The 23,013-nt window shown below is 72.9% G+C and carries 19 protein-coding genes; 12 read left to right on the forward strand and 7 right to left on the reverse strand.

Annotated elements, in window-relative coordinates:
* The first annotated feature begins 145 nt into the window (after positions 1–145).
* Positions 146–1,066, forward strand: a complete 921-nt coding sequence (locus tag AB0C84_RS06760) for a hypothetical protein (RefSeq protein ID WP_361061908.1) — start codon at positions 146–148, stop codon at positions 1,064–1,066.
* 153 nt (positions 1,067–1,219) lie between these two features.
* Here the strand turns inward: AB0C84_RS06760 and AB0C84_RS06765 are convergent, their stop codons facing one another.
* Both AB0C84_RS06765 and AB0C84_RS06770 read right to left on the reverse strand, forming a co-directional pair.
* Positions 1,220–1,408: a DUF397 domain-containing protein gene (locus AB0C84_RS06765; protein WP_361061911.1), complete on the reverse strand. Its 189-nt coding sequence runs from the start codon at positions 1,406–1,408 to the stop codon at positions 1,220–1,222.
* The gene (locus AB0C84_RS06770; protein ID WP_361061914.1) at positions 1,399–2,208 is read right to left on the reverse strand and encodes a helix-turn-helix transcriptional regulator; all 810 of its coding nucleotides are present in this window, start codon (positions 2,206–2,208) and stop codon (positions 1,399–1,401) included. Before AB0C84_RS06770 ends, AB0C84_RS06765 begins: the two co-directional genes overlap by 10 nt.
* Before the next feature lie 143 nt (positions 2,209–2,351).
* Between AB0C84_RS06770 and AB0C84_RS06775 the strand changes: the two genes are divergently transcribed.
* Positions 2,352–2,747: an ATP-binding protein gene (locus tag AB0C84_RS06775; protein ID WP_361061917.1), complete on the forward strand. Its 396-nt coding sequence runs from the start codon at positions 2,352–2,354 to the stop codon at positions 2,745–2,747.
* Between the two features lie 15 nt (positions 2,748–2,762).
* Here AB0C84_RS06775 and AB0C84_RS06780 read toward each other — a convergent pair whose 3' ends face one another.
* Positions 2,763–3,707, reverse strand: coding sequence for a LysR family transcriptional regulator (locus tag AB0C84_RS06780; RefSeq protein WP_361061920.1), 945 nt, complete (start codon positions 3,705–3,707; stop codon positions 2,763–2,765).
* A 161-nt stretch (positions 3,708–3,868) separates the two neighbouring features.
* On the opposite strand from AB0C84_RS06780, the gene AB0C84_RS06785 reads away from it, so the two are divergent.
* Positions 3,869–4,585 (forward strand): phosphotransferase, encoded by a 717-nt coding sequence (locus AB0C84_RS06785; protein ID WP_361061923.1) that lies wholly within the window; start codon positions 3,869–3,871, stop codon positions 4,583–4,585.
* Positions 4,586–4,868: 283 nt separating this feature from the next.
* Positions 4,869–7,772 (forward strand): ATP-binding protein, encoded by a 2,904-nt coding sequence (locus AB0C84_RS06790; RefSeq protein ID WP_361061926.1) that lies wholly within the window; start codon positions 4,869–4,871, stop codon positions 7,770–7,772.
* Position 7,773: 1 nt separating this feature from the next.
* Here the strand turns inward: AB0C84_RS06790 and AB0C84_RS06795 are convergent, their stop codons facing one another.
* Both AB0C84_RS06795 and AB0C84_RS06800 read right to left on the reverse strand, forming a co-directional pair.
* Entirely contained in the window at positions 7,774–9,114 is a 1,341-nt protein-coding gene (locus tag AB0C84_RS06795) for a hypothetical protein (RefSeq protein WP_361061929.1), read from the reverse strand.
* Positions 9,115–9,169: 55 nt separating this feature from the next.
* Positions 9,170–10,777, reverse strand: coding sequence for a hypothetical protein (locus AB0C84_RS06800; protein WP_361061932.1), 1,608 nt, complete (start codon positions 10,775–10,777; stop codon positions 9,170–9,172).
* Between the two features lie 357 nt (positions 10,778–11,134).
* Between AB0C84_RS06800 and AB0C84_RS06805 the strand changes: the two genes are divergently transcribed.
* The 3 genes from AB0C84_RS06805 to AB0C84_RS06815 all read left to right on the forward strand — a co-directional run bounded on the left by AB0C84_RS06805 (position 11,135) and on the right by AB0C84_RS06815 (position 14,604).
* Positions 11,135–12,385, forward strand: coding sequence for a MurT ligase domain-containing protein (locus tag AB0C84_RS06805; protein ID WP_361061935.1), 1,251 nt, complete (start codon positions 11,135–11,137; stop codon positions 12,383–12,385).
* The gene (locus tag AB0C84_RS06810) at positions 12,375–13,091 is read left to right on the forward strand and encodes a glutamine amidotransferase (protein WP_258940710.1); all 717 of its coding nucleotides are present in this window, start codon (positions 12,375–12,377) and stop codon (positions 13,089–13,091) included. Before AB0C84_RS06805 ends, AB0C84_RS06810 begins: the two co-directional genes overlap by 11 nt.
* Before the next feature lie 76 nt (positions 13,092–13,167).
* Positions 13,168–14,604 carry a metallophosphoesterase family protein gene (locus AB0C84_RS06815; protein ID WP_361061938.1) on the forward strand — a complete coding sequence of 479 codons (1,437 nt, stop codon included), beginning with the start codon at positions 13,168–13,170 and terminating at the stop codon, positions 14,602–14,604.
* On the opposite strand, the gene AB0C84_RS06820 is transcribed toward AB0C84_RS06815, so the two are convergent.
* Positions 14,573–17,704, reverse strand: a complete 3,132-nt coding sequence (locus tag AB0C84_RS06820; protein ID WP_361061941.1) for a BTAD domain-containing putative transcriptional regulator — start codon at positions 17,702–17,704, stop codon at positions 14,573–14,575. The genes AB0C84_RS06815 and AB0C84_RS06820 overlap by 32 nt on opposite strands.
* Positions 17,705–17,786: 82 nt before the next feature.
* Between AB0C84_RS06820 and AB0C84_RS06825 the strand changes: the two genes are divergently transcribed.
* The 3 genes from AB0C84_RS06825 to AB0C84_RS06835 all read left to right on the forward strand — a co-directional run bounded on the left by AB0C84_RS06825 (position 17,787) and on the right by AB0C84_RS06835 (position 20,701).
* The gene (locus tag AB0C84_RS06825; protein WP_361061944.1) at positions 17,787–19,001 is read left to right on the forward strand and encodes an MFS transporter; all 1,215 of its coding nucleotides are present in this window, start codon (positions 17,787–17,789) and stop codon (positions 18,999–19,001) included.
* Between the two features lie 44 nt (positions 19,002–19,045).
* Positions 19,046–20,134, forward strand: coding sequence for an alkene reductase (locus AB0C84_RS06830; RefSeq protein ID WP_361061947.1), 1,089 nt, complete (start codon positions 19,046–19,048; stop codon positions 20,132–20,134).
* A 72-nt stretch (positions 20,135–20,206) separates the two neighbouring features.
* On the forward strand, positions 20,207–20,701 hold the full coding sequence (locus AB0C84_RS06835; RefSeq protein WP_361061950.1) for a pyridoxamine 5'-phosphate oxidase: 495 nt from the start codon (positions 20,207–20,209) through the stop codon (positions 20,699–20,701).
* Positions 20,702–20,709: 8 nt separating this feature from the next.
* Here the strand turns inward: AB0C84_RS06835 and AB0C84_RS06840 are convergent, their stop codons facing one another.
* Complete coding sequence (locus tag AB0C84_RS06840) at positions 20,710–21,309, reverse strand: TetR/AcrR family transcriptional regulator (protein ID WP_361061953.1); 600 nt, start codon at positions 21,307–21,309, stop codon at positions 20,710–20,712.
* 98 nt (positions 21,310–21,407) lie between these two features.
* On the opposite strand from AB0C84_RS06840, the gene AB0C84_RS06845 reads away from it, so the two are divergent.
* Entirely contained in the window at positions 21,408–22,301 is an 894-nt protein-coding gene (locus tag AB0C84_RS06845; protein WP_361061956.1) for an NAD(P)-dependent oxidoreductase, read from the forward strand.
* Between the two features lie 53 nt (positions 22,302–22,354).
* Complete coding sequence (locus tag AB0C84_RS06850) at positions 22,355–23,008, forward strand: maleylpyruvate isomerase N-terminal domain-containing protein (RefSeq protein ID WP_179844359.1); 654 nt, start codon at positions 22,355–22,357, stop codon at positions 23,006–23,008.
* Positions 23,009–23,013 lie beyond the last annotated feature (5 nt).

A 23,013-nucleotide genomic window follows, 5' to 3' on the forward strand; every position in this document is an offset into this window, starting at 1 on the left:
ACGTGGCCAGACAGGCCATGGATCTCCACGGGAATGATCCATGGCCTGATCGGCCATGGACCGTCCCGGCCAAGCCGGGAGCAGAAACCAAATGAGATTGACATATTGGTCCCAGCTCAGGGACCCCGCTAAGGGGCGGACCTTCATGCTGGGTTCGCTCGCGATCGTCGGTGCGGGCTTCGTGTTCACCCGTCCCCTGCCCTCCATCCAGGGAACGGTGGGGATGACCCTTTTCGGAGGGGGCTTCCTCATCTTCTTCGCGATGTTGCGGGAGGGACTCGGGGGACTCGACCCGCGTCGGCTGACGCCGACCCAGAGGAAGGGAATGCTGCGGCATTCCGTGACCTCTTCACTCATGAAGATCGGAGGGCCGCTCGCGTTCGCCGCGATCGGCGCGGGCACCTACTCCTCCATCACCACCTTGGGCAGCCTTCTCGCCGGGGCCGCCCTGACCTCGATCATGGGGCGTTGGCTTCGCGTCATCGTCATCCTCGGGGTGCTCCAGGCGACCAATGTCCTGGCGGAGCCCGGAAACGTGAATCTCCTCGGGCTCGTCGCGGCGTTCGCCGCGGCGACCCACCCGTTCGACCTGCCGAACCAGGCGAAGTTGATGGGGGAGAAGCGCGACCAGTGCGTCGCTCAGGCGAACGTCATCTGCCTGATCGTCGTCCTCCCGGTGTGCATCCCGCTCTCCGGCTACCTCGGCGCACCGATCGGGGACTGGAAGTGGGGCTACACCGAGATCGTGGCGATGGCGATGGCAGGGCTGCTGGCGACGGCGCTCGCCGCCGTCATGCAGACCCGTGCGTCCAAGTACATCAGCCGCTCGGACATGGGCGCCTGGGCAGCGACCGCTCCTGCGGTACAGCCGATCGTGGCCATGCTCGTGGCCCCGTTGGTCTCGCTGTTCATCCAGGTGCCGACGCTCATCCCGGACGCCTCCCAGTGGACGGCGTTCGCGATCGTCGCAATCGCGTCGACCTACGCGGTCAAGGTGGACTCGGCGGCGGCTCAGGCCGCTGATCCCACTGAGAAGACGCAAGGGAAGGTGCTGAGCAGGGAGTGATCCCAGGCGGCGGCGCCGCGACGTTGAACGTCGAGGCGCCATCGCGCATCCGCAAGGAGAGGGGACCCGGTCCACCGGGTTCCCTTTTGCGTTCCAGCCACAGCGCCCGATGCCGGCCACCGAGAGTCGGTGTTGCCGAGGGCCAAGGGGTGGTCAGCGGGGCGTGGGGTAGGTGTTCACGGCGGCGCGCAGGGCCGCGCGGGTGAGCAGGAGGAGGGGCCCGTCCGGATCCTTGCTGTCCCGCACCGCCACAGCGCCGGCCACGTCCGCCAACTCGACGCAGTTGCCCCCGTTGGAGCCGGTGTAGCTGCTCTTTCGCCAGTCGGCGTTCGTCAGGTCCATCTCTCCTGAATGACCTTTCTGATCAGCTCGCGTGACATGTCTTCGGTGAGCGCCCGCGAGCGAAGCGCGATCAGAGTTCGCGTAAGCATGGACAAGTCTGTGGGATCGTCCGTTGTTATTGCGCGGATGGCGGTCTCGATGTAGGCGACTTCGCTGCGGTCGTCCATAGTCGCGATCACGAACGCGCCCATGTTGCCGTCATGTTCGCCACTTGCCAACACTACTTGAACCGTGACGTTGGGCAACATGCTCATCTCGATGAGGTGTTCAAGCTGCTCCCTGGTCGTCTCGGACGTACCAACGGGCCGATGGAGCGCCTGCTCGTCCACCAACAGGACCAGGTTCGGAGGAACTCGTTCCTCGTTGCCGGTGATGATGTCCTGGCGGCGGAGGCGCGCCTCTACTGCTTCCTGGCTGTGATTCAGGAGAGCCGATGCGTACGCCGGAGTTTGGACGAGACCGGCGATCAGCATGGGCTCCCACGAGATCAGAGTGGCCGCGTCCGCCTCGACCTTGGGCCAGTCGAACCAGATCGGGACCGGGTGGCCGTTCCTGTTCAGGTCCGCCCATAACTTGATCAGAGCTCCGTCGGCTTCGAGAATCCGGTCGACCGCCTCGACGAACGAGCGAGTGGCGCGCCTGGTGCCGTTCTCGATACGGCTCACCTGGCCCTTGCTGATGTTCGTGTGATCAGCAATGGACTGTTGCGTGATCTTCTTTCCCTCGCGCATCCGGCGCATCTGGCCCCCGAAGGCGATCAGGGCGGGGGACTCCTTGGGGCGTTGGCGTCGTGGGGGCATGAACGCAACGTTTCCTTTCCTCGGCGGCTCGCCAGAAAGGCGCGACTGTTGTCAGTCGTCGCCAACATGACTTGGCAACATCACGATACTCCGCAACCTTGCTAATTGTGTGGTATTCGCCACACAGAGTGAGGAGAAGGATCATGGGTGAGGCGGGGTGTCACGAGAACGAGATCGTGGTGAAGAACGATCTCTCGGTCGTTGCCGAGGTGCGGAGGTTCGTTCGGCTGGTCACCGGTCAGTGGGGCATGGACGACTTCGTGCCGTGCCTGGTGGCGAGCGAGCTGGTCACCAACGCTCTGCGCTACGCGTCCGCTCCCGACGGCGGCGTGACGTTCCGGATCGGACGCAACGACGACGGTGCGCTGTGGCTGGAGATCCAGGACGCGACCTGCGAGCTGCCCCGCATCCAGTACGCGGACACCATCAGCGAGGCGGGCCGCGGCCTGTTCATCGTCGACCAGTTCGCGCGCTGCTGGGGCGTCCGCCCGCTGGCCGGTAACGCCGGCAAGGTCGTCTTCGCGGTCCTCGATGCCTGAAGACCAGGGACGGATCTACCCTCGTCCGCCCTCTCGCTCGTCATTCGCGAAGTGGGGGCGGTCGGGGGCGGGGAGCCATTGGGCGTGGGGACGGTAGTGGTCTTGTACGTGGGCGACGAAGCCTGCGAGGGACGGGTGGCGGTTGGCCTCGTGCCACATCAGGGACCAGGGGTAGGCCGGGGTGGGGTCGGTCAGGGCGATCTGGACGACGTCCGGGTGGCCGGGGAACTGGGTCTTGTTGCCGAAGGTGATGAGATCGGGGGAGGCGCCGATCCTTTCCATGATGTGGTCCTGGCCGAAGACCGGGCCTGAGGCGTCGATGTGGACGCCGAATTCCGCGCTGAGATGGCGGTAGTAGTCCGCCCATTCGCTTTCCGGCGCGTTGCCGGGCATCCATGCCGTCAATCCCGAGAGCTCTTTCATCGGCACCCGGCGGTGTTCGGCGAGGCGGTGCCGGTGGCCGACCAGGATGGGGATGGGCTCCAGGGCGGCCGGGACGCGCTTGATCCCGGGTGGGAGAGGCGCGGTGACCCGGCCGAAGGCGGCGTCGATCGAGCCGTCGGTGAGGGCCGTCCAGCGTGAGCCGGTGCCGCGGGAGACGACGATGTCGACTTCGGCGCCGCCGGTCTCGTAGAAAGAGCGGACGATCTCGATCGGGGCCGCGTTGTGGCCGAGAACGTCGATGCGCAGGGCGCGGCGGCGGGCGCGCAGCATCGCGGTGGCCTGGTCGGCGAGGCCGATCAACGCGCGGGCCTGGGGGAGGAAGGCCGCCCCGTCCTCGGTCGGTCTGGCGCCCGCGCGGGAGCGGTGCAGCAGCGGGACGCCGAGGGCCGCTTCGAGCTTGGCGATCCGCTTGGAGACCGCCTGCTGGGTCATGTCCAGGCGATCGGCGGCATCGGTGAACCGTCCGTCGTCGACGACGGCGAGGAAGGCTCGGACGCTACCGAGGTCCAGCTCCATCAACAACTCCTGGTTGTCGTAGTCCCGCGTGTCGGTTGTTGGACGCTGCGCGGCCGTTTCGGGTCTGATGCCGGTGCCGGGAATCAGTGGGACAACGCGGAGGAGTGTAGATGGGGCCGTCGGCTGAACCGGGCGCATCCCTGCACAACGGGGCCCTTGGGGTGACCGATGAGGTGGAGATCCCTTTGAGCGGGGGCCGGATCACGGAGGGGGTCGTCCGGGTCGGCGGCACGGTGCGGCGCCCGGTGGGGCCGCACTCACCGTTCGTGCATCGGCTGCTCCGGCATTTCGAGGCGGTGGGCTGCGACGCCGCGCCCAGGCTGCTCGGGACCGATGGCCGGGGCCGCGAGATCCTCAGCTTTCAGGACGGTGAGACCCGGACGGAGTTCAGGCATCGGGAATGGACGTCCGCCCAGATCACCGCTGCGGCACGGCTGCTGCGCCGGCTGCACGACGCGAGTGCGGGCGCGGTGATCGCGGGCGATCAGGAGACCGTGTGCCACAACGACTTCTCCCCGCTGAACGTCACCTTCGTCGATGGCCTGCCCACCGCCGCCTTCGACTTCGACCAGGCCGCGCCCGGCCCGCGAACGCGTGATCTCGCCTACGCCGCCTGGTTGTGGTTGTTCGGTGCTGATGCCGCCGCGCCCCTCGACCGGCAGGTGGGCCTCCTGCGCACCTTCCTCGACGTGTACGGGCTTGAGGACGAGCGGCGGGAGGGCTTCGGCGCTCTCGTCGTCGGCCGGGTCGAGGACGAGCTCGCCATGCATCAGCGCGCCGGCCGGATCACCGCCCCGAACACCTGGCTCCACCAGGAGATCGCGTGGTTGAAGGACCACGCCGACGCCATCGACCGCATGCTGCGGATCCGAATCTGAAAAAGGCCGCAAGGGCGAGCGCGGATGCTCCGGCAAGCCTCGGCTGGCCGCCCCCCGGGCTGACCCGGCACCGGCAGCGACCCGGCGGTGTCCTGGGTCGTGGTTGGCAAGGCGACTTCGCCTCTGGGAGGGGCGGGTTCTTCCTGGAGGGGCATTGGCGTGGGGGGTGGGGGCGGGGTTGGATGCTGGGGTGACTATGCCCCCTGGTTCGTCTGGTGCCGGCAGACCGCCCCTCGGGTGGGGGTCCGGTGGGCCGCCGGCCACTGCGCAAGGCGCGCCGTTCGTGCTTCCGGGGCCTTGGTATCGGATCCAGGCGATCCCGAGTCCGCAGCGCGAGGCGTCTGCCGAGTGGGACTTCGTCAGCGTTCTGCCCGCGGCTCTGTCGGCGGCGCGGCTCGGGAGGCCGTTCGTCGTCGGGTGGCTGTCGGCGGGCGGTGGGGCGCCGCTGGAGCTGATCACAAATGCGGGGCCGATCGGGACGCCCGAGACCGGGGCCGAGACGTACGGGCTGCTGTTTCCGAGTGGTGCGCGGGGTGTGCCGATCGGGGACGCGTGGTTGCGGCAGGCCGAGCGGATGGAATGGACGCGGTGTCCGGGGCGGCTCGCCCCGCAGGGGTCCGGCTCCGGGCCGGGGCTGTTCGAGGCGACGCTCGTCACGTTGATGGAGCGGCCGTTCGGATGGTTCGTGGTCGCCGATCCGTGCGACGAGCGAATGATCGACGCCGAGATGCGCGAGCTGCACCACGAGTTGCGGATGTTGCGGCGGGGCGAGGACGAGCACGCGCGGCTCGCGGTCGCGCGGGCCGATCGGCGGCTCGCCGAGCTGGACGCGTTCCGCGAGGCCGGGCTCTGGCAGGTCCGGGTGGTCGCCGGGGCCGCGTCGCAGGCGGAGCTGGGGCAGATCGCGCCCGTGCTGGTCGGGTCGATGGAGCTCGGGCACCATCCGTACCGGCTGAGGTCGGGGCAGGGGAGCGGGTCCTTCGCGGAGATGCTGGGCCCGGGGACGGCGCCCGCGCCGGCGCGGCCGATGGGCGAGGCGGAGCAGCGGTTCCCGTTCACCGCGACGGCCGGGGCGCTGGCGGCGCTGGCGGGGCTGCCGCGGCGGGAGGTCCCCGGGCTGCGGGTGCTGGACGCCGGGTACTTCGACGTGACGTCCGAGACGGCGCCCGCGAGCGGGGAGACGCAGATCGAACTGGGCGCCATCCTGGACGGCCAGGACCGCGAGGTCGGGCGGTTCGCGGTGCCCCGCTCGACCATCAACCGGCACGTGTTCGTCACGGGCGCGACCGGCGCGGGGAAGTCGCAGACCGTCCGGCACCTGCTGGAGCAGCTCACCCGGGCCGGGGTCCCGTGGCTGGCGATCGAGCCCGCGAAGTCGGAGTACGCGGCGATGGCGGGGCGCATCCAGGATCTCGGCGGGCCCGTCACGGTCGTCAACCCGTCCGACCCGGACTCGGTGCCGCTGTCGGTGAACCCGCTCGCGCCGGAGCCGGGCTACCCCGTCCAGGCGCACATCGACATGGTGCGGGCGCTGTTCCAGGCCGCGTTCGACGCCGAGGAGCCGTTCCCGCAGATCATGGCGCAGGCGCTGCAGCGCGTCTACGAGAACAACGGGTGGGACGTGGTGACGGGCGGCGGCGTGCCCGGGTCGCGCATCGGCCCCGCGGTGCCGACGCTGGAGCAGTTGCAGAACGCGGCGCTCCAGGTCATCCAGGACGTGGGCTACGGGCGCGAGCTGATGGCCGACGTGCAGGGGTTCGTGGACGTGCGCCTGCGGTCCCTGCGCATCGGCTCGGCCGGACGGTTCTTCGAGGGCGGCCACCCGGCCGACATCGGGGGGATGCTCCGCGACAACATCGTGCTCGCCATCGAGGACGTCGCGAACGACGAGGACAAGGCGTTCCTCATGGGGACGCTCATCATCCGCATCGTCGAGCACCTGCGGATGCGGGAGCGCAAGCGCGACCGTGCCGCGGGGCCGGCGCTGCGGCACGTCATCGTGATCGAGGAGGCGCACCGGCTGCTGCGCAACCGCGGGCCGGAGCGCGGCAGCTCGCACGCCGTCGAGCTGTTCGCCGGGATGCTCGCCGAGATCCGCGCGTACGGCGAGGGGATCATCGTCGCCGAGCAGATCCCGACGAAGCTCGTCCCGGACGTCATCAAGAACACCGCGCTGAAGGTCGTGCACCGGCTGCCCGCGTTCGACGACCGGCACCAGGTCGGCGCGGCGATGAACCTGGACGCGGACCAGTCCCGCGAGGTGGTGTCGCTGCGTCCGGGCGTCGCCGCCGTGTTCGCGGACGGCATGGACCGCCCCCTGCGCGTGCGGGTGCCGCTGGGCGAGGGCCGCGAGGCGGAACTGCCCGGCCCGCCCCCGCCCGTGGACGGACGGCGCTCCCCGGCGTGCGGATGCGAGTGCCGGTCCGGCCGCGCCTGCACCCTGTACGAGCTGCGCGAGGCGGACCTGATCGCGGGCGACGCGGAGTGGGCGTGGCTGCGCCTGTGGGGCGACACGCTCGTCCTGGCGCATGTGACGAACCGTCCGATTCCCTCCGTCCCGCCCGAACTGGGGCGCGCCTGGTCGCGGCGGGCGCCCCGGCTGCGCGAGTGCGCGCTGGCGACCGTCCTCGAACGGGCGGTGTCCCGGCGGTCGCGGGGGCTGCGCACCGCTTTCCCGCCGGGGGACCTCACCGCTGCCGTCGCCGAGGTCGCGCAGCGGCTGCTCGGCGGCGGCCCGCCCGGGACATCCCCCGGACCTCAGTGGGTGATTCCGCAGGTCAGATGGCTGCACGAGCTCGACAGGCTCTTCCCCTACGGTGACGGCGCGCCCGACAAGCACGCCCTCGCGCCGCCCCTGGACTACCAGCTGCCCGGTCTCAAGCAGCCGCCGGACGCGAAGCTCGGCCACCGGCTCCGCGCCCTGCGCCGCCACCCGCTGTCCATGGAGCTGGAACGCAACCGTCCCATCGCCGCGACCGCCCTCTACGGCGACGACGACACGGGCTTCTTCAAGGACCTGGCCGTCGTCGCGATCGGCTTCGACGAGGACGACCAGATCGAGCACGTCGCCGAGACGATGCGCGTCACCGGATGGCTGGAGCCCGTCCTGAGCTGGTACGACCGCTTCGTCACGCCGTTCGAGGACCCGTCCAAGGGCCTCGCGTTCCTCAACCCGCAGGCCGAGTGACTCAGATGTCGCCTTCGGTGCGGGCGGGAAGGCCGGCCTTCTGCGCGACCGGGTTCCAGTAGCCGATGAACTCGCTCTTGGCGGAGCTGGCGCGCTGGTTGACGTCGGCGACCTCGCTGTCGGACGGGCAGCCGGGCGCGCCGTCCAGGTAGCGCTGGTTCGACTCCGTCGACGCCTCCAGGGCGCGGACGAGTGCGGCCTTCATCTCCGCGCCGTTGTCGAGCGCGCTCACGTCCAGCGCGCGTGCCTTCTCCAGCTCGCCGCGCCGCGAGTCGAGGACGCGCCGCACGCCGCTGACCGGGCAGCCCTGGGTGACGACGGAGCCGAGGTCGGAGCGGGTGCCGCCCATCTCCTCCAGCAGATCGTTGACGGCGCCGGCCTGCGCTTCGAGGTCGCCGCTGCTCGCTGGGCTCGCGGACGCGGCGCTCGGACTCTGCCCCGTGGACGGCTCGGAGGCCGCGGGTGGCGAAGTGCTCGACCCGCTCGGCCAGAACACGATCCCCAGCGCCACCCCGAGCAGGAGGACGACCCCTGCCGCGCCCAGGAAGTAGGGCAGCATGCTGCGCTTCGGCGGCGCCGGAGGCTGCCAGATCGCGGGCTCGGACCACGGCTCGGCCGCCCACGGCTCGGGGGAGAGGTGCGTCGTCCGCTCCTCGCCGGGCGCCATGTGCAACGTGTGCTCGGGACGCGGCTCCCACTGGACGGGGCCCTGGTCGGCCCAAGGCGGCGGCACCGGATCCCGCGGCACCGGCACCCCACCCGGAGCGCTCTCACCCGGCTGCCCGCCCCCGTAAAGGGCACCGCCGTAGGGATCGCCCCGCAGCGTCGCGTCATCTCCGCCCGACGGTGGGCCGCCCATCGGACTACCGCCGTAAGGAGCGCTGCCGTAGGGGTCGCCTTGGAGGGTCGCGTCTTCTGCGTTAGGCGGTGCGCCGCCCATTGGGTTGCCGCTGTAGGGGGCGCTGCCGTAGGGGTTGCCCTGGACGGTCGCGTCGTCTCCGCTCGCCGGTGCCCCGCCCATCGGGTTGCCGCTGTAGGGGGCGCTGCCGTGGGGGTTGCCCTGGACGGTCGCGTCGTCTGGTTCTGGCGGGGTTCCCCCTGGCGGGGGGTTGCGGTACGGGGTGTCCTGGACGGTTGCGTCGGCCTCGTTCGGTGTCCAGGTGCTGGGCGGGGCGCTGAACGGGTCGCGGGTCGTCTGGTCTTGGGCGGTCGTGTCGCCGGCCCCGGCGGTGTTGTCCTGGGCCGTCGCATCGGCCGCGCCCGGCGGGACGAGGGGCGCGTCGCAGAGCGCGCACCTCGGCGACGACGAAGCGGACTCGGTTCCGCAGTTCGGACACCGCATGACGGCCCCCTGCCCGGTGAGTTCGAACGGTCAGAGAATACTGCGTGACCGACCGTTACACCCGTTTCCAGCTACGTTGCGGCTGCTCGGTCTTCTTCGCGACCGGGTTCCACAGGACGACGAACTGCTTCTTCGCCGCGGTCGCGCGCCGTTCGGCGTCCGCGCGGCCGGGTACCTGCGCGGCGCTCGGGCGCGGCTTGCCCTTGCATTTGCGCTGGTTGGCCTGCGCCCACCGCAGCAGCACCTGGTCGACCTGGAGCGACGCACCCAGAGCCTGGTTCAGGGAGCCGCGCAGCCGTTCCCCGTTCGCCAGCTTGTCGACCTTGAGGCCCTGCGTGCGGTGCATCTGGTTCGTGCGGCGCTGCGCGACGGTCTGGAAACCCTGGATCGCCTGCGGGAGCGTCTTGCACTTGCCGGCCCGGCCGAGCGCCCCGGCGAGGACGCGGCGGGTGGCGACGCTGTCGTTCAGGATCGCGTTCAGTGCCGCGGCCTGCTGCTTCATCTCGGGCGGGATCGCGTTCTTCTGCGCGACCTGCTTCTGGGACGCCGCGGGCGACGGGTCGCCGCCCGTCGGCGCGTCGTCACCGGAGGGCCACGCGACGAACGCGACGGCGCCGACCGCGACCGTGACCAGCGCGGCGACGGCGGCGATCAGCGGCTTGCTCGTTCCGCTCTTGTTCTGCCCCGGGTGGCCCGGCCCGCCCGGCGGGAACTGGCCCGGCGGGTAGCCGCCGTAGGCGGGGTCACCCGGCCCCATCGCGCCCATGGGCTGCATGCCGGGGCCCATCGGACCCTGATGCATGGGGCCCTGCTGCATCGTCTGCGTCGGGCCCGGCCCCATGTTCCCCATGCCGCCCGTGGGGCCCATGCCGCCCATGGGGCCCATGCCGCCCATCGGGCCGGGGGCGCCCATGGGGGAGCCCGAGTCCATCCGCGTCCGGTCGAGGTCGTCGCCGAAGCCGTGGGCGCCGGGCATGGCCAGGCCCGCCCCGGCGCCGGGGGCGATCTGCGTCGCCTCCGCGTCCGGGAGGGCGGGGAACTGCGGGCCGCCGGGAGGCTGCTGCCCCCACGCCTGGGTGGCGTCGGTGTCCGGCGCCTCGGGCTTGCGCGGCTGCGCGAACCACGAGTCCGGGACGATCGACTCCGTGCGGGGGGCCTGGTCCTGGAGTCCGAACGAGTTCGACGGCGAGGGCGGGGCGGGCTGCTCCGCCGCGCGCGGCGACTGCCGCCCCCACGAGGGCGGCGAGGCCGGGGTGCTGAAGGCGCCGGAGTCGTCGTCCGCGTCGGGGTCGAACGCCCAGGCCGCGGTGTCGTCGGGGTCGTGGGGCGGCATCGGGGAGGCGACGGCGGGCGTCGGCGCCGAGGCGGTCGCGGGCGGCTCCACGGGCAGCCGGATCGGCGGCTCGGCCGACAGCTGGATCGGCGGCTGCGCCGGGGGCTCGGGCGGGCCCGCGGCCCAGGACGGCGGCGCCGTCATCGTCCGGTCGCCGATCGCGTCGGCGCCGGCCGACACGCCCATCGCGGTGCCCGCCGGAGCGGCCTCCGCGACCGGCGACGCCAGCGGAAGGGCGGGCCCGACCGAGTACACGTCGATCGGGGCCTCGCAGTGCGAACACTTGCCGAGCGTCCCAGGCGTGTCATTGCCGCACGTCGGACACTGCATCGCTCAGACCTCGCCTTTTAGCCGCTTGTCCACGCTTGCGATCCAGGCCCGCCGCCCGGGGCGGGCACCGCTCCCCGCGATCATCAGCGGGGCTCCCGACAAAAGTAGTGGGTGACGCCGTTCTTGGACGCGTGGTTGGTAATCCGGCGCACCGCAGTCGGAGGTCGCACGCAATCACGACATGTCGGTACTGGTCAAGATTGCTGCCGGTGGTTTACCGGGATCGTTGTGATGCTGCTCACATTGTGCACCGGGGCGGCGGCGGACGTCCCCCGAACCGCCCGGCGCGCCGCGAAAGCCGCAGTCAGCGGCTAGGCTCGGAGCGGTTTCCCGGCGCATCCAGAGAAGACGGAGTCCATGAGCGATCTTCCGCTGCGTTCGCAGCTGGCCGTCGCGCTCGGTCGTACGGCCGCCAAGATGTCCCGTATGGCGGGCCGCGGGGACGGCTCGGTGATCGGTGGCCGGGTCGGCCTCCGACTCGACCCCGAGCTGCTGACCAGGCTCGCCAAGGACCGCAAGCTCGTCCTCGTCAGCGCCACCAACGGCAAGACGACGACGACCCGGCTGATCACCTCGGCGATGACGCCGCTGGGCGAGGTCGCCACCAACGCGTTCGGCGCGAACATGCCGACCGGGCACGTGTCCGCGCTGGCGTCCGCCCCCTCGGCCCGCTACGGCGTGCTGGAGTGTGACGAGAAGTACGTCCCGATGGTCCTGAAGGAGACCGGGGCGAACCTCGTCGCCCTGATGAACCTCAGCCGCGACCAGATGGACCGCGCCGCCGAGATCTGGCTGCTGGCCGGCAAGTGGCGGCGCGCGCTGGAGGCGTCCCCGACCAGCCACGTCATCGCCAACTGCGACGACCCGCTCGTCACCTGGGGCGCGTCCACCGCCAAGAGCGTCACCTGGGTCGCCGCCGGCCAGCACTGGCGCGAGGACTCCTGGTGCTGCCCCGAGTGCGGCGGCCCCCTCGACCGGCAGGACACCGACGAGGACAGCGACTGGCGCTGCCGGCAGTGCCACTTCGCCCGCCCCCGCCCCGACTGGGCGCTGCGGGGCGACACGATCACCGCGCCGGACGGCCGGGCGTACTCGCTCGCGGGCCTGTCCCTGCCCGGACGCGCGAACCGCTCGAACGCCCTGATCGCCCTCGCGGTCGTCGCGCAGTTCGGGGTGGCGCCCGAGCAGGCCCTCCCGCTGCTGTCGCAGGTCACCTCCGTCGCCGGCCGGTACACGACCGTCGAGCACCAGGGGCGCTCGATCCGGCTGCTGCTGTCGAAGAACCCCGCCGGCTGGCTGGAGGCCTTCGACGTCCTGCAGCCCGCGCCCGGCCCCGTCGCCCTGTCGGTCAACGCGCAGGGCCCCGACGGCCGCGACACGTCCTGGCTCTGGGACGTCGACTACCGCATCCTGCGGGGCCGTCCCGTGTGGGTGACCGGCGAGCGCCGCATCGACCTCGCCGCGCGGCTGGAGGCCGCCGAGGTGTCCTTCACGATGGTGGACGACATCGACCAGGCGGTCATGGCCGTCCCGCCCGGCCACCTCGACGTGATCGCCAACTACACCGCCTTCCAGACCATCCGAACGAGGTACGGCCGTGTCGTCTGACCGCATCAAAATCGTCTGGATCTACCCGGACCTGCTCAGCACCTACGGCGACCAGGGCAACACGATCGTCCTGGAGCGGCGCGCGGCGCTGCGGGGCATCCCCACCGAGACCGTCAGCCTCCGGTCGGACGAGCCCGTCCCCGCCGACGGCGACATCTACCTGCTCGGCGGCGGCGAGGACCGGCCGCAGATCCTCGCCGCGCAGCGGCTGCGGGGCGACGGCGGCCTCGCGCGGGCCGTTCAGTCCGGCGCGGTCGTGTTCGCGGTCTGCGCCGGCTACCAGCTGCTCGGCCACGAGTTCGGCGGCGAGGAGGGCCAGCCCGTGCCGGGCCTCGGCCTGCTCGACATCCGCTCCGGCCGCGGCGAGCAGCGCGCCGTCGGCGAGATCGTCGGGGACGTCGCGGGCGAGCTGAACGTGCCGCGCATCACCGGCTTCGAGAACCACCAGGGCGTCACGCAGATCGGCCCGAACGCGCGCCCGTTCGCGAAGGTGCTGCACGGCGTCGGCAACGGCGACGGGAACGGCTTCGAGGGCGCCTACAGCGGCCGCGTCCTCGGCACCTACATGCACGGTCCGGCGCTCGTCCGCAACCCCGGCCTGGCCGACCTGCTGCTCCGCTGGGCCGTCGGCAGGGACATCCCCCCGCTGGACGACTCCTGGGCCGGCCGCCTCCGCGAGGAGCGCCTGCAATCCGTGATGGGCTGACCCACCCGGGGTGGACGGCCGGGTTCGTCGGTTCGGGTGACTTTGGGTCTGGTGCGGGGGGCTTCGTGCTGCGACCGTGACGGTCGTGATCTGCTGCCGGCCCTCCCGCCGGGCGCTCCTGCGCTGGAGTGCCGTCGTCGCGGGCGCCTCGCTCCTGCCCGCCGTCGAGCCGCCGTCCGCGCGCGCTTCGGACGACGTCCAGCCGGTGAACCTCGAACTGGTCACCGTGACGGAGACCACGGCCGTCCTCACCTGGTTCACGGGCGTCCCCGGGACTGACGACGGCCTGGGGCGGATGGAGCCCGCGCCGTCCGATGCCGAGGTCCTCTACGGCACGCACCCGTCCCGCCTCACCGGCGTCGCCCACGGCCCGTCCGGCACCCCGTACCACTACGTGGAGCTGACCGGCCTGGAGCCTGGGCGCACCTATTACTACAGAGCCCGCTCCAGGGGACGGGACGCCGCGCCCACATGGCTGGCCGCAGGCCAAGCGGCGGGCGCTCCCCATGGGGACGTCTTCGCTTTCACGACCCCGCAACCGCCTCCGGGCCGGCACCTTTTCTCGGTCGCCCTCTGCAACGACCTTCACCTGGGTGAGACCGTGGCCGGGCTGGTCGGCCAGCTTCCCTGGATCAAAGGCATCGAGCAGGTGCCCGGCCATCCGCCCTATCCGGAGGTCATGGCGAAGGCTCTGATCGCCGACGCGCGGGCCAGGGGCGCGCACTACCTCCTCGCCGCCGGGGACGTGTCGAGCGAGGCCGCCCCCGCCGACCTCGCGAGCGCCAAGAGCATCCTCGACACCTTCGGAACCCTGGGCGACGACTACCTGATAGCCCGCGGCAACCATGACCGTGCGCACTCCGGGGCGCCGTACGGTGCGTGCAGCCCAGGCGAGCACCAGGGAAACGACTGCTTCAAGGACGCGTTCTCGACGTCCGACCGGACGTACTTCTCCCACGACCTGCGGGGGCTGCGCGTCATCGGGCTCGACACCTACGACAAGCCCGGCGACGGCGGCGACTCCGGCGGCCTCTCGGCGGAGCAGCATGCCTGGTTCGAAGCGGAGTTGGAGAAGGACCCCGAGCGCCCCACCATCGTCTTCGGCCACCACCCGCTCTTCACGGAGAACGACCCGCTCGCCATTACCGGGGCCCATTCCCTCGACGCGGGCCAGTCCCTGCGAATCCTCACGGCCTATGGCCGAACGCCCGGCGTGTTCCTCCACCACGCGGGCCACACGCACCGCAACCAGCGTTCCGTTTTCCCGCTCGCGCCCAGGGTCGTCCAGCAGGAGGTCGGGGCGGTCAAGGAATACCCGGGCGGATTCACGCTCCTGCGCGTCCACACCGGCGGGTACGCGCTCAACTTCTACAAGACCCGCAGCGACGAGGCCCGCGCCTGGAGCGAGCGCAGCCGCCAGGAACTCTCCGGCCAGTGGCCCCAGCTTTCCCTAGGCAACCGCACCACCGACCGCAACACGGTCACGAACCGCGACCTCTCAGGCCTCCGCTAATCGTTCTGGCGCCCCGGCGGAACGCTTCGGTGAAGGCTCGCTGGCCCAGGGCGGCGGTGGCGGTGGACGTGATGCGGTCGACGTCGCCGCGTTCGGCGGGTGGGAGGGGGGCGTTCACGCTCCGGCGGGCCGCGTCGGCCTGGCCGAGCAGTTCGGCGGCTCGCACGGCGTCGCCGGCCAGTGCCGCCGCGCCCGCCAGGCCCTCCAGAGACAGGGCCAGTGCGCGGGGCTCGCCGATCGAGCGGGCGATCTCCAGGCCGCGGGTGTGGTGCGCCAGGGACTCCGCGGCGTCCCCGCGCAGCTCGGCGGTGAAGCCGAGTTCCGCGTGCAGCAGATGCTCCCCGATCTCGGACGAGTCGTACTCGTCCCGGATGCGGTGCAGGATCTCCCGGGCCGTGTCGAGATCGCCCGAGCGGCGCGCCCCGAGGGCGAGGCCCATCAGCGCGTGCGTCTCGCTGAACCGGTAGCCCTGCTCGACGGCCATCGACCGCGCCCGCTCGTGCAGGTCGCGCGCCCGGTCCCAGTCGCGCGCGAGCAGTGCCAGGCGGCCGAGGCCCGACAGCCGCGCGGACACCTCCGCGCGCAGGTCCAGCTCCTCGGCGATCCGCAGCCCCTCGCGCTGGAGCCGCTCCGCCGCCGCGTAGTCGCCGTTGATCTCGGCGAGCATCGCCAGCGGCGACACGGGCTGGAGCCGCCCCCAGCGGTCGCCCAGCTCGGTGAACAGGGCGGCGGCGCGCTCGCCCGCGTCCGCGATCACGTCGAGGCGGCCCCGGACGAGCGCGAGCGTCGCGCGGAGGCCGAGCGCGGCGGCGGTGCCCCAGCGGTCGCCGGCGTCCTGGAACAGGCGCAGCGCGTCCTCGTTGGCGCGCTCGCTCGCGTCCGGGTCACCGGCGTGGTAGAGCCCGTGCGCGTGGAGCCAGAGGGCGCGGCCGCGGCGCACGGGGTCGGGGATGCCGTCGCCGCCCTGGGCGACGAGGGCCGTCCGGTCCCCGGTCAGCAGCGCGAACGCGGACCGCAACAGGCGCAACTCGGTGGCCCCCGGGGCCGCGTCCAGCACCGCCGACAGCGTGCGGTGGGCCTCGTGCAGGCGGCCCCGCAACAGCCACCACCAGCACAGCGCCGTGCCGAGGCGCACCGCCTCCGCCGCGCCGGGACGCCGCAGCGCCTCCTCCAGCGCGGCGCGCAGGTTCGCCGAGTCGGCGTCGAGACGGTCGAGCCAGGCCCGCTGCTCCGGCCCGCGAAGGTGTGGTTCGGCGCGTTCGGCGAGGTCGAGGTGGTGGCGCAGGTGGCGGTCGCGGGTGCCGTCGAGGTCGCCCGCCTCGCGCAGGCGCTCCATCGCGTACGCGGCCACGGACTCCAGGAGGCGGTAGCGGGGGCCGCGCGGCCCGTCCACCATCACGACCAGCGACCGGTCGACCAGCCGGGTGAGCAGGTCGAGGACGTCCTCGCCGCGGACGTCGCCGCCCGCGCAGACGGCCTCCGCCGCGTCCAGGCCGCAGCCGTCCGCGTGCACGGCGAGCCTGCGCAGCATGGCGCGCTCGGACGGGCCGAGCGGCTCCCAGCTCCAGTCGATCATCCCCCGCAGCGTCCGCTGCCGGGCCGGCGCGCCGCGCGGCCCGGTGGTGAGGACGCCGAACCGGTCGGTGAGGCGCCGCGCCAGTTCCCGCGCGCCGAGGGCGCGGACCCGGGTCGCCGCCAGTTCCAGCGCGAGCGGGACGCCGTCGAGGCGGCGGCAGATCTCCGCGACCGCCGCCCGGTCGGCGTCCAGGGAGAAGCCGGGGGCGGACGCGGCGGCGCGGGCGGCGAACAGCCGCACGGCGTCGTCCTCCCGCAGCGGCTCGACCAGGTACACCGTCTCGCCCGTCAGGCCGAGCGGCTCGCGGCCGGTGGCGAGAATCCGCAGGCGCGCCGCGCCGCGCAGCAGCCGCTCCACCAGTGCGGCCGCCGGGTCGACCACCTGCTCGCAGTTGTCGAGGACGAGCAGCAGCCGGCGGTCCCGCAGCGCCGCCGCCAGCCGTTCCACGCTTCCGCCCCCGCCGCCGGACGTTCCGGCCGCCGGGACGCCGGGCGGGACGTCGTCGCGGAGCCCGAGGACGGCCGAGATCTCCTGCGCCAGCGCGGCGGCGTCCCCGCGCTGGCCGGCGAGTTCGACAAGCCAGACGCCGTCCGGGAAGGCGTCCCCGGCGAGCCGCGCGGCGGCTTCGAGCGCGAGCCGCGTCTTGCCGACGCCGCCGGGGCCGGTCAGCGTCACCAGGCGCGCCGGGCCGGCGACGAGCCGCCCGACGTCGTCCAGGCAGCGGTCCCGGCCGACCAGTTCGGTGAGGGAGGCGGGCAGGTTGGAGCGCGACGCCCGTTCCGGTGGTGCGAGTGACGCGTCCTGCCGCAGGATCGCCTCGTGGAGGGCGGCCAGTTCGGGGCTCGGGTCGAGGCCGAGCTCATCCGCCAGCAACTTCCGCAACTCGGTGTAGGCGGCGAGTGCCTCGCCCTGCCGTCCCGCCCGGTACAGCGCACGCATCTGCACGGCCCGCAACCGCTCCCGCAGCGGGTGCCGGGCCACCAGGTCGGCGAGTTCACCGGCGAGCAGGAGGTGCTCGCCCGCGTCGAGCCGGGCCTCGGCCTGCTCCTCCAGGACGGCCAGGCGCTGGTCGGCGAGGCGGTCCGCCGCCGCGCGCGCGAACTCCTCGTCCGCGAAGTCGGCGAGCGCCGGGCCGCGCCACAGGCCGAGCGCCTCGGTCAGCAGCGCGGCGCGCTCCCTCGGAGCGTCCAGCGTGCGGGCTCGCGCCGCGAGCGCGCGGAACCGGTCGGCGTCCACCTCGTCGCCGGGCCGGTCGAGGCGGAGCCGGTACCCGTGCGCCTCGCGGACCACGCGGTCGCGGCCGAGGGCGCGGCGCAGCTGGGAGACCTTGGCCTGGAGCGCGTTCGCCGGGTTGCCGGGCAGGTCGTCGCCCCACAGGTCGTGGACGAGACGGTCGGCGGAGACGGGCCGCCCCTCGTGCACCAGCAGATCGGCGAGCAGTGCCCGGACCTTCGCCTCCGGGATCCGGACGGGAGCCCCCTCGCCGTCCCGCACCATGAGCGGACCGAGCACGCCAAACCGCATGCCAGCACGGTACTCGGCGGCGGCCCGCCGACCGTCAGCGGACCGTCAGCGCATCCGAAGCGCCGCCCGGCACAGTCGCGGCATGCGAACCGCGGAGAGAACGACCGCTCCGGACGAGACGTCCGACCGGGGCCTGCCCCTGCCTGCGCTGCTGGCGCTGGCGACGGCGGTCTTCATCACGAGCCTGACCGAGACGCTGCCCGCCGGGCTGCTGCCCGCGATGAGCGCGAGCCTGCACGCGAGCGAGTCCGCCACCGGGCAGACCGTGACCATCTACGCGATCGGGACGGCGCTGACCGCCGTCCCGCTGACCGCGGCCACCGCCGGGTGGCGGCGCCGCCGCCTCCTGCTGACGACCGTCGCCGGGTTCGCCGCCGCCAACACCGTCACGGCCCTGTCGACCCACTACGCGCTGACCATGGCGGCCCGGTTCGCGGCCGGAGTCGCGGCCGGTCTCGCCTGGGCGCTGCTGGCCGGATACGCCCGCCGCCTCGTGCCCTCCCACCTGGAGGGACGGGCCATCGCCGTCGCCATGGCGGGGATCCCGCTCGCGCTCTCCCTGGGCGTCCCCGCCGGCACGTTCCTCGGCGCGGCGCTCGGCTGGCAGGCGGCGTTCCTGACCATGACCGGGCTGACCGTCGTCCTGCTCGGCTGGATCAGGGTGTCGGTCCCGGACTTCCCCGGCCGCCGCGCGGGGGAGCGGACGGGCGGCCAGAACGTCCTGCGCGTCCCCGGGGTGGCGGCCGTGCTGTTCGTGACGCTCGTGTTCGTCCTCGCCCACACGATCCTCTACACCTACATCGCCGCGATTCTCGACGGGGTCGGCATGGGCTCGTCCACCGACCTCGTCCTGCTGGCCTTCGGGGCGGCGTCCCTGGCCGGCATCTGGGTGGTCGGCGCGCACATCCACCGCCGCCTGCGCGCCCTCATGATCGCCGGGACGCTGCTGGTCGCCGCCGCCGCCGCCGTCCTCGCCCTGTGGGCGGACGCCCCCGTCCTCGTCTACGCCGCCGTGGTGCTGTGGGGCCTCGGCTGGGGCGGCGCGCCGACCCTGCTCCAGACCGCCGCCGGGGACGCGGGCGGCGACGCCGCCGACGCGGCGCAGGCCATGCTCGTCACCCTCTGGAACGTCGCCATGGCCGGCGGCGGCATCGCCGGAGGCGTCCTGCTGCACGTGTCCGGCTCGGCCTCGCTCGCCTGGAGCACCCTCGCGCTCCTCGCCCCGGTCCTCGCGGTCGTCCTCGCCGCCCGCACCCACGGATTCCCGCGCGCCGCCGACCTCTCGCACCACCGCTGAGTCCTCTCACCACCCCTGACTCCTCTCACCGAAGGGACACGACCATGGAGACCGCGCTTCTCGAACCGGCCCGACTCGGCGGACTCGTCCTCCCGAACCGCCTGGTCATGGCCCCGATGACCCGCAACCGCGCGGACGCCTCGGGCGTCGCTACCGGCCTGATGGCGACCTACTACGCCCAGCGCGCCACCGCCGGGCTGATCATCGCCGAGGCCGCCACCCCCAACGCGGTCGGCCAGACGTACCCGAACATCCCCGCGATCCACGCCCCCGCCCACGTGGCCGGATGGCGGCGCGTCACCGGCGCCGTCCACGACGCGGGCGGCCGCATGTTCCTCCAGCTCCAGCACGGCGGACGGATCGGGCACCCCGACAACAGCGGCCTGCACCCGGTGGCGCCGTCGCCCGTCCCGCTCCCGGACACGATCCACACCCCGTCCGGAGCGCGGCCCGCCGTCGTCCCCCGGGAGATGACCGCCGCCGACGTCCGCTCCACCGTCGCCGACTTCGCGGCCGCCGCCCGCAACGCCGTCGACGCGGGCTTCGCCGGGGTGGAGGTGCACTCGGCGAACGGCTACCTGCTGCACCAGTTCCTGTCCCGCGCCACCAACCGCCGCACCGACGCCTACGGCGGCCCGGCCGAGGCGCGCATCCGGTTCACGGTCGAGGTGACCCGCGCCGTCGCCGGCGCCATCGGCCCGGACCGCGTCGGCGTCCGGATCTCGCCCGGGGTCACCGCCAACGCCATGCGCGAGGACGACCTGGACGACGTCTACCCGGCCCTCGTCCGGGCGCTGGCGGAGATCTCCCCGGCGTACCTGCACGTCGTCTACGCCGACCCGGACAGCGCCCTCTTCCACACGATCCGCCGCATGTGGCCCGGAACGCTGATCGCCAACCCGGTGCTGCCCCGCGTCACCACCGAGCACGTCGCCCGGGAGGCCGGCCGCCTCGTCGCCGCGGGCGCCGACCTCATCGCCCTCGGCCGCCCGTTCCTGGCGAATCCCGACCTCGTCGAGCGGCTCCGCGTCGGCGCGCCGCTGAACCCGGTCCGGGAGCAGCACCTCATGTACACGGGCGCCGCGACGGGCTACACCGACTACCCGGCGATGAATCTCGTCGCGCGGCGATGAATCTCGTCGCCCGGCGATGAGTTTCCGGGCCGTCCGTGGTCATCCCCTTCGACCGCCTTAAAGGAGATGACCATGGACCTGCCCCAGGGCGACGTGCGCCTGCTGGAGACCGACGTCGCGAAGCGCCTGCTCGACTCCACGATCCCGGCCCGCCTCGCCTTCACGGCCGTCGACGGGACGCCCCGCATCATGTCGACGTGGTTCACCTGGACCGGTGAGGAACTGGTGATGGCGACCTACGTCCACTGCCCGCCGATGGGCATCCTGCGCCCGGCCGCCCGCATCCGCGCGCTCCGCGAGCGTCCCGACGTCGCCGTGACCATCGACACCGACACGCAGCCGCCGGAGGTGCTCCTCCTGCGCGGCCGCGTCTCGATCACCGAGGTGGACGGCATGGTGCCCGAGCAGGCCCAGTCGGCCCGCCGGTTCCTGGGCGAGGAGGGCGGCGCGGGCTACGTGGCCGGCGCCGACCATCCCGAGACCCGCATGGCCCGCATCGCCCTGCGCCCCACCTGGGTCGGCGTCATCGACTTCCGGACCCGCCTCCCCAGCCTCATGGCGCACTGAGACACGGGTCAGGTCGGGTTCTCGGGGGCGCAGGAGTCGAGGTAGGGGGCCAGTTCCCTGGCGACGGTGCGCAGCGGGCGGACGCTCTGTTCGGCTCTGGCCAGGAGGATGGCACCTTCCAGGGAGCTGACCATCAGGGTCGCCAGGGCGGTCGCCCTGCGGGGCGGGACGCCCATGGCGGCCAGTTCGCGGGCGATCGGCTGCCGCCACGCGGCGAACGCGGCGGCCGCGGCGGTCCGGGTGGACGCCACGGATTCCGCGCAGTCGACCGTGGCGGCGGCGACGGGGCAGCCGCGGTCGAAGCCCGTCGCCTCGAACTCGTCGGTCCACTGGCGGACCATCGCCGCGAAGAGCCGCCCCGGCGTGGGGCGCGCCATGGCGGCCATGAAACGGGCGATGCGGGCGCTCGCGTAGCGTCCGGCCCATTCGACGGCCTCGTTGACCAGCTGTTCCTTGCCGCCGGGGAAGTAGTGCTGCAGCGAGCCGCGCGGCGCCCCGGCGTGCTCGGCGACCTCGCGCAGGCCGGTGGCGGTGACGCCGTCGCGGCGGATGAGCTGCGCCGCGCTGAAGACCATCCGCTCCCGCGGGCCCCGTTCGCCGGTCGCCACGATCGCCTCCTGAGAGGGAAAACTTAGCACGCTATTGCCCTATCTACCTGGATCATTATCATGACCACTGTCATAACTCGCAAGCTCTGGAGGCGACGGTGGGCAGCGACGTCGGTTTCATCGGCCTCGGCGTCATGGGGCGGCCCATGGCGCTCAATCTCGTCCGGGCGGGGACCGGCCTCGTCGTCTGGAACCGGACCGCCGCCAAGTGCGAACCGCTGCGCGCGGCGGGCGCGGTGGTGGCGGACGACCCCGCCGGCGTTCTCCGCCGCACGCGGGTGGTGTTCCTCATGCTGGCCGACGGCCCCGCCATCGATTCCGCGCTGGGGCGCGGCACCCCCGGTTTCGCGGCGAACCTGCGAGGACGGATCGTCGTCCACATGGGGACGACGTCACCGGACTACTCGCGCGGCCTCGAAGCCGACGTCCAGGCCGTCGGCGGACGGTACGTCGAGGCGCCCGTGTCCGGATCGCGGGGTCCGGCCGAGTCGGGGGAGCTCATCGCGATGCTGGCCGGGGAACCTTCGGCCGTGGACGCCGTCCGCCCCCTGGTCGGCCCCATGTGCGGCGAGGTGTTCGTCTGCGGGCCGGTTCCGCAGGCCCTCCAGATGAAGCTCGCCGTCAACCTCTACCTGATCACCATGGTCACCGGGCTGGCGGAGGCCTTCCACTTCGCCGAGCGGCACGGCCTGGACCGGCGGCGCCTGCTGGAGGTGCTCGACGCCGGGCCGATGGCCAGCACCGTGTCGCGCGCCAAGGGCCGCAAGCTCCTCGACCGCGACTTCGCCGTGCAGGCGTCCATCGCCAACGTCCTGGACAACAACCGCCTCATCGCGGAGGCCGCCCGCGCCGCGCGGCTCGCCTCGCCCCTGCTGGACGTGTGCCACGCCCTCTACGGCGAGACCGTGGCGCTGGGGCACGGCGAGGCCGACATGGCCGCGGTCGTGCGCGCTCTGGAGGCCCGGACCGCCGCCCCGGCGACCGCCGTCTAGTGCGGCCCGAATTCCCTTGTCCGCCGTCGCGGCGCGGTATTACCGTGCCGAAAGTGGATCACTTCTCACGCTCGTGGACGGCCCTGCTCGCGGCGGTCGCCGGCCTCCCGGACGAGGACTTCGCGCGCCCGTCCGGCTGCGCGGGCTGGCTCGTCCGGGACCTGGTGTGCCACCTGGTCATCGACGCCCAGGACGTCCTGATCACCCTGGTCACCCCCGCCGACGGCGAACCGACCGTGGACGCGGCGACCTACTGGAAGCTCGTCGAGCCGCCGACCGGCGACGACCCGCTCGACGCGCTCATCCCGCGGCTGGCCGCCGCCTACGAGGAGCCGCGGCTGCTCAAGTTCCACCTCGACGACGTGGGTTCGGCGGCGGGCCGCGCCGCGACCCTCGCCGATCCCGCCGCCCGCGTCGAGACCCAGGACGAGGTCCTGACGGCCGGCGACTACCTGTCCGCCTACGTGATCGAGTGGACGCTGCACCACCTCGACCTGATCGCGCACCTGCCGGAGGGCCCGGAGCCGCCCGCCGAGACCCTCGCGGCCGCCCGGGAACTGCTGGAGAGGATCGCCGGGGATTCCTTCCCCGCCTCGTTCTCCGACGAGGACGTGCTGCTGGTCGGCACCGGACGCCGCGCGCCGACCGGCGCGGAGGTGGCCGAGCTGGGCGGCCTCGCCGCGAGGGTTCCCTTCGTCCTCGGCTGAGCGGA

The sequence above is a fragment of the Actinomadura sp. NPDC048955 genome (genome assembly GCF_040649435.1).
Taxonomy (GTDB): domain Bacteria; phylum Actinomycetota; class Actinomycetes; order Streptosporangiales; family Streptosporangiaceae; genus Spirillospora; species Spirillospora luteofluorescens.

Bases quoted from the DNA above. Each gene is read 5' to 3' on its own strand.
- AB0C84_RS06760 (WP_361061908.1), top strand. From the start codon at position 146: ATGCTGGGTTCGCTCGCGATCGTCGGTGCGGGCTTCGTGTTCACCCGT.
- AB0C84_RS06765 (WP_361061911.1), bottom strand. From the start codon at position 1,408: ATGGACCTGACGAACGCCGACTGGCGAAAGAGCAGCTACACCGGCTCC.
- AB0C84_RS06770 (WP_361061914.1), bottom strand. From the start codon at position 2,208: ATGCCCCCACGACGCCAACGCCCCAAGGAGTCCCCCGCCCTGATCGCC.
- AB0C84_RS06775 (WP_361061917.1), top strand. From the start codon at position 2,352: ATGGGTGAGGCGGGGTGTCACGAGAACGAGATCGTGGTGAAGAACGAT.
- AB0C84_RS06780 (WP_361061920.1), bottom strand. From the start codon at position 3,707: ATGGAGCTGGACCTCGGTAGCGTCCGAGCCTTCCTCGCCGTCGTCGAC.
- AB0C84_RS06795 (WP_361061929.1), bottom strand. From the start codon at position 9,114: ATGCGGTGTCCGAACTGCGGAACCGAGTCCGCTTCGTCGTCGCCGAGG.
- AB0C84_RS06800 (WP_361061932.1), bottom strand. From the start codon at position 10,777: ATGCAGTGTCCGACGTGCGGCAATGACACGCCTGGGACGCTCGGCAAG.
- AB0C84_RS06805 (WP_361061935.1), top strand. From the start codon at position 11,135: ATGAGCGATCTTCCGCTGCGTTCGCAGCTGGCCGTCGCGCTCGGTCGT.
- AB0C84_RS06820 (WP_361061941.1), bottom strand. From the start codon at position 17,704: ATGCGGTTTGGCGTGCTCGGTCCGCTCATGGTGCGGGACGGCGAGGGG.
- AB0C84_RS06825 (WP_361061944.1), top strand. From the start codon at position 17,787: ATGCGAACCGCGGAGAGAACGACCGCTCCGGACGAGACGTCCGACCGG.
- AB0C84_RS06830 (WP_361061947.1), top strand. From the start codon at position 19,046: ATGGAGACCGCGCTTCTCGAACCGGCCCGACTCGGCGGACTCGTCCTC.
- AB0C84_RS06835 (WP_361061950.1), top strand. From the start codon at position 20,207: ATGGACCTGCCCCAGGGCGACGTGCGCCTGCTGGAGACCGACGTCGCG.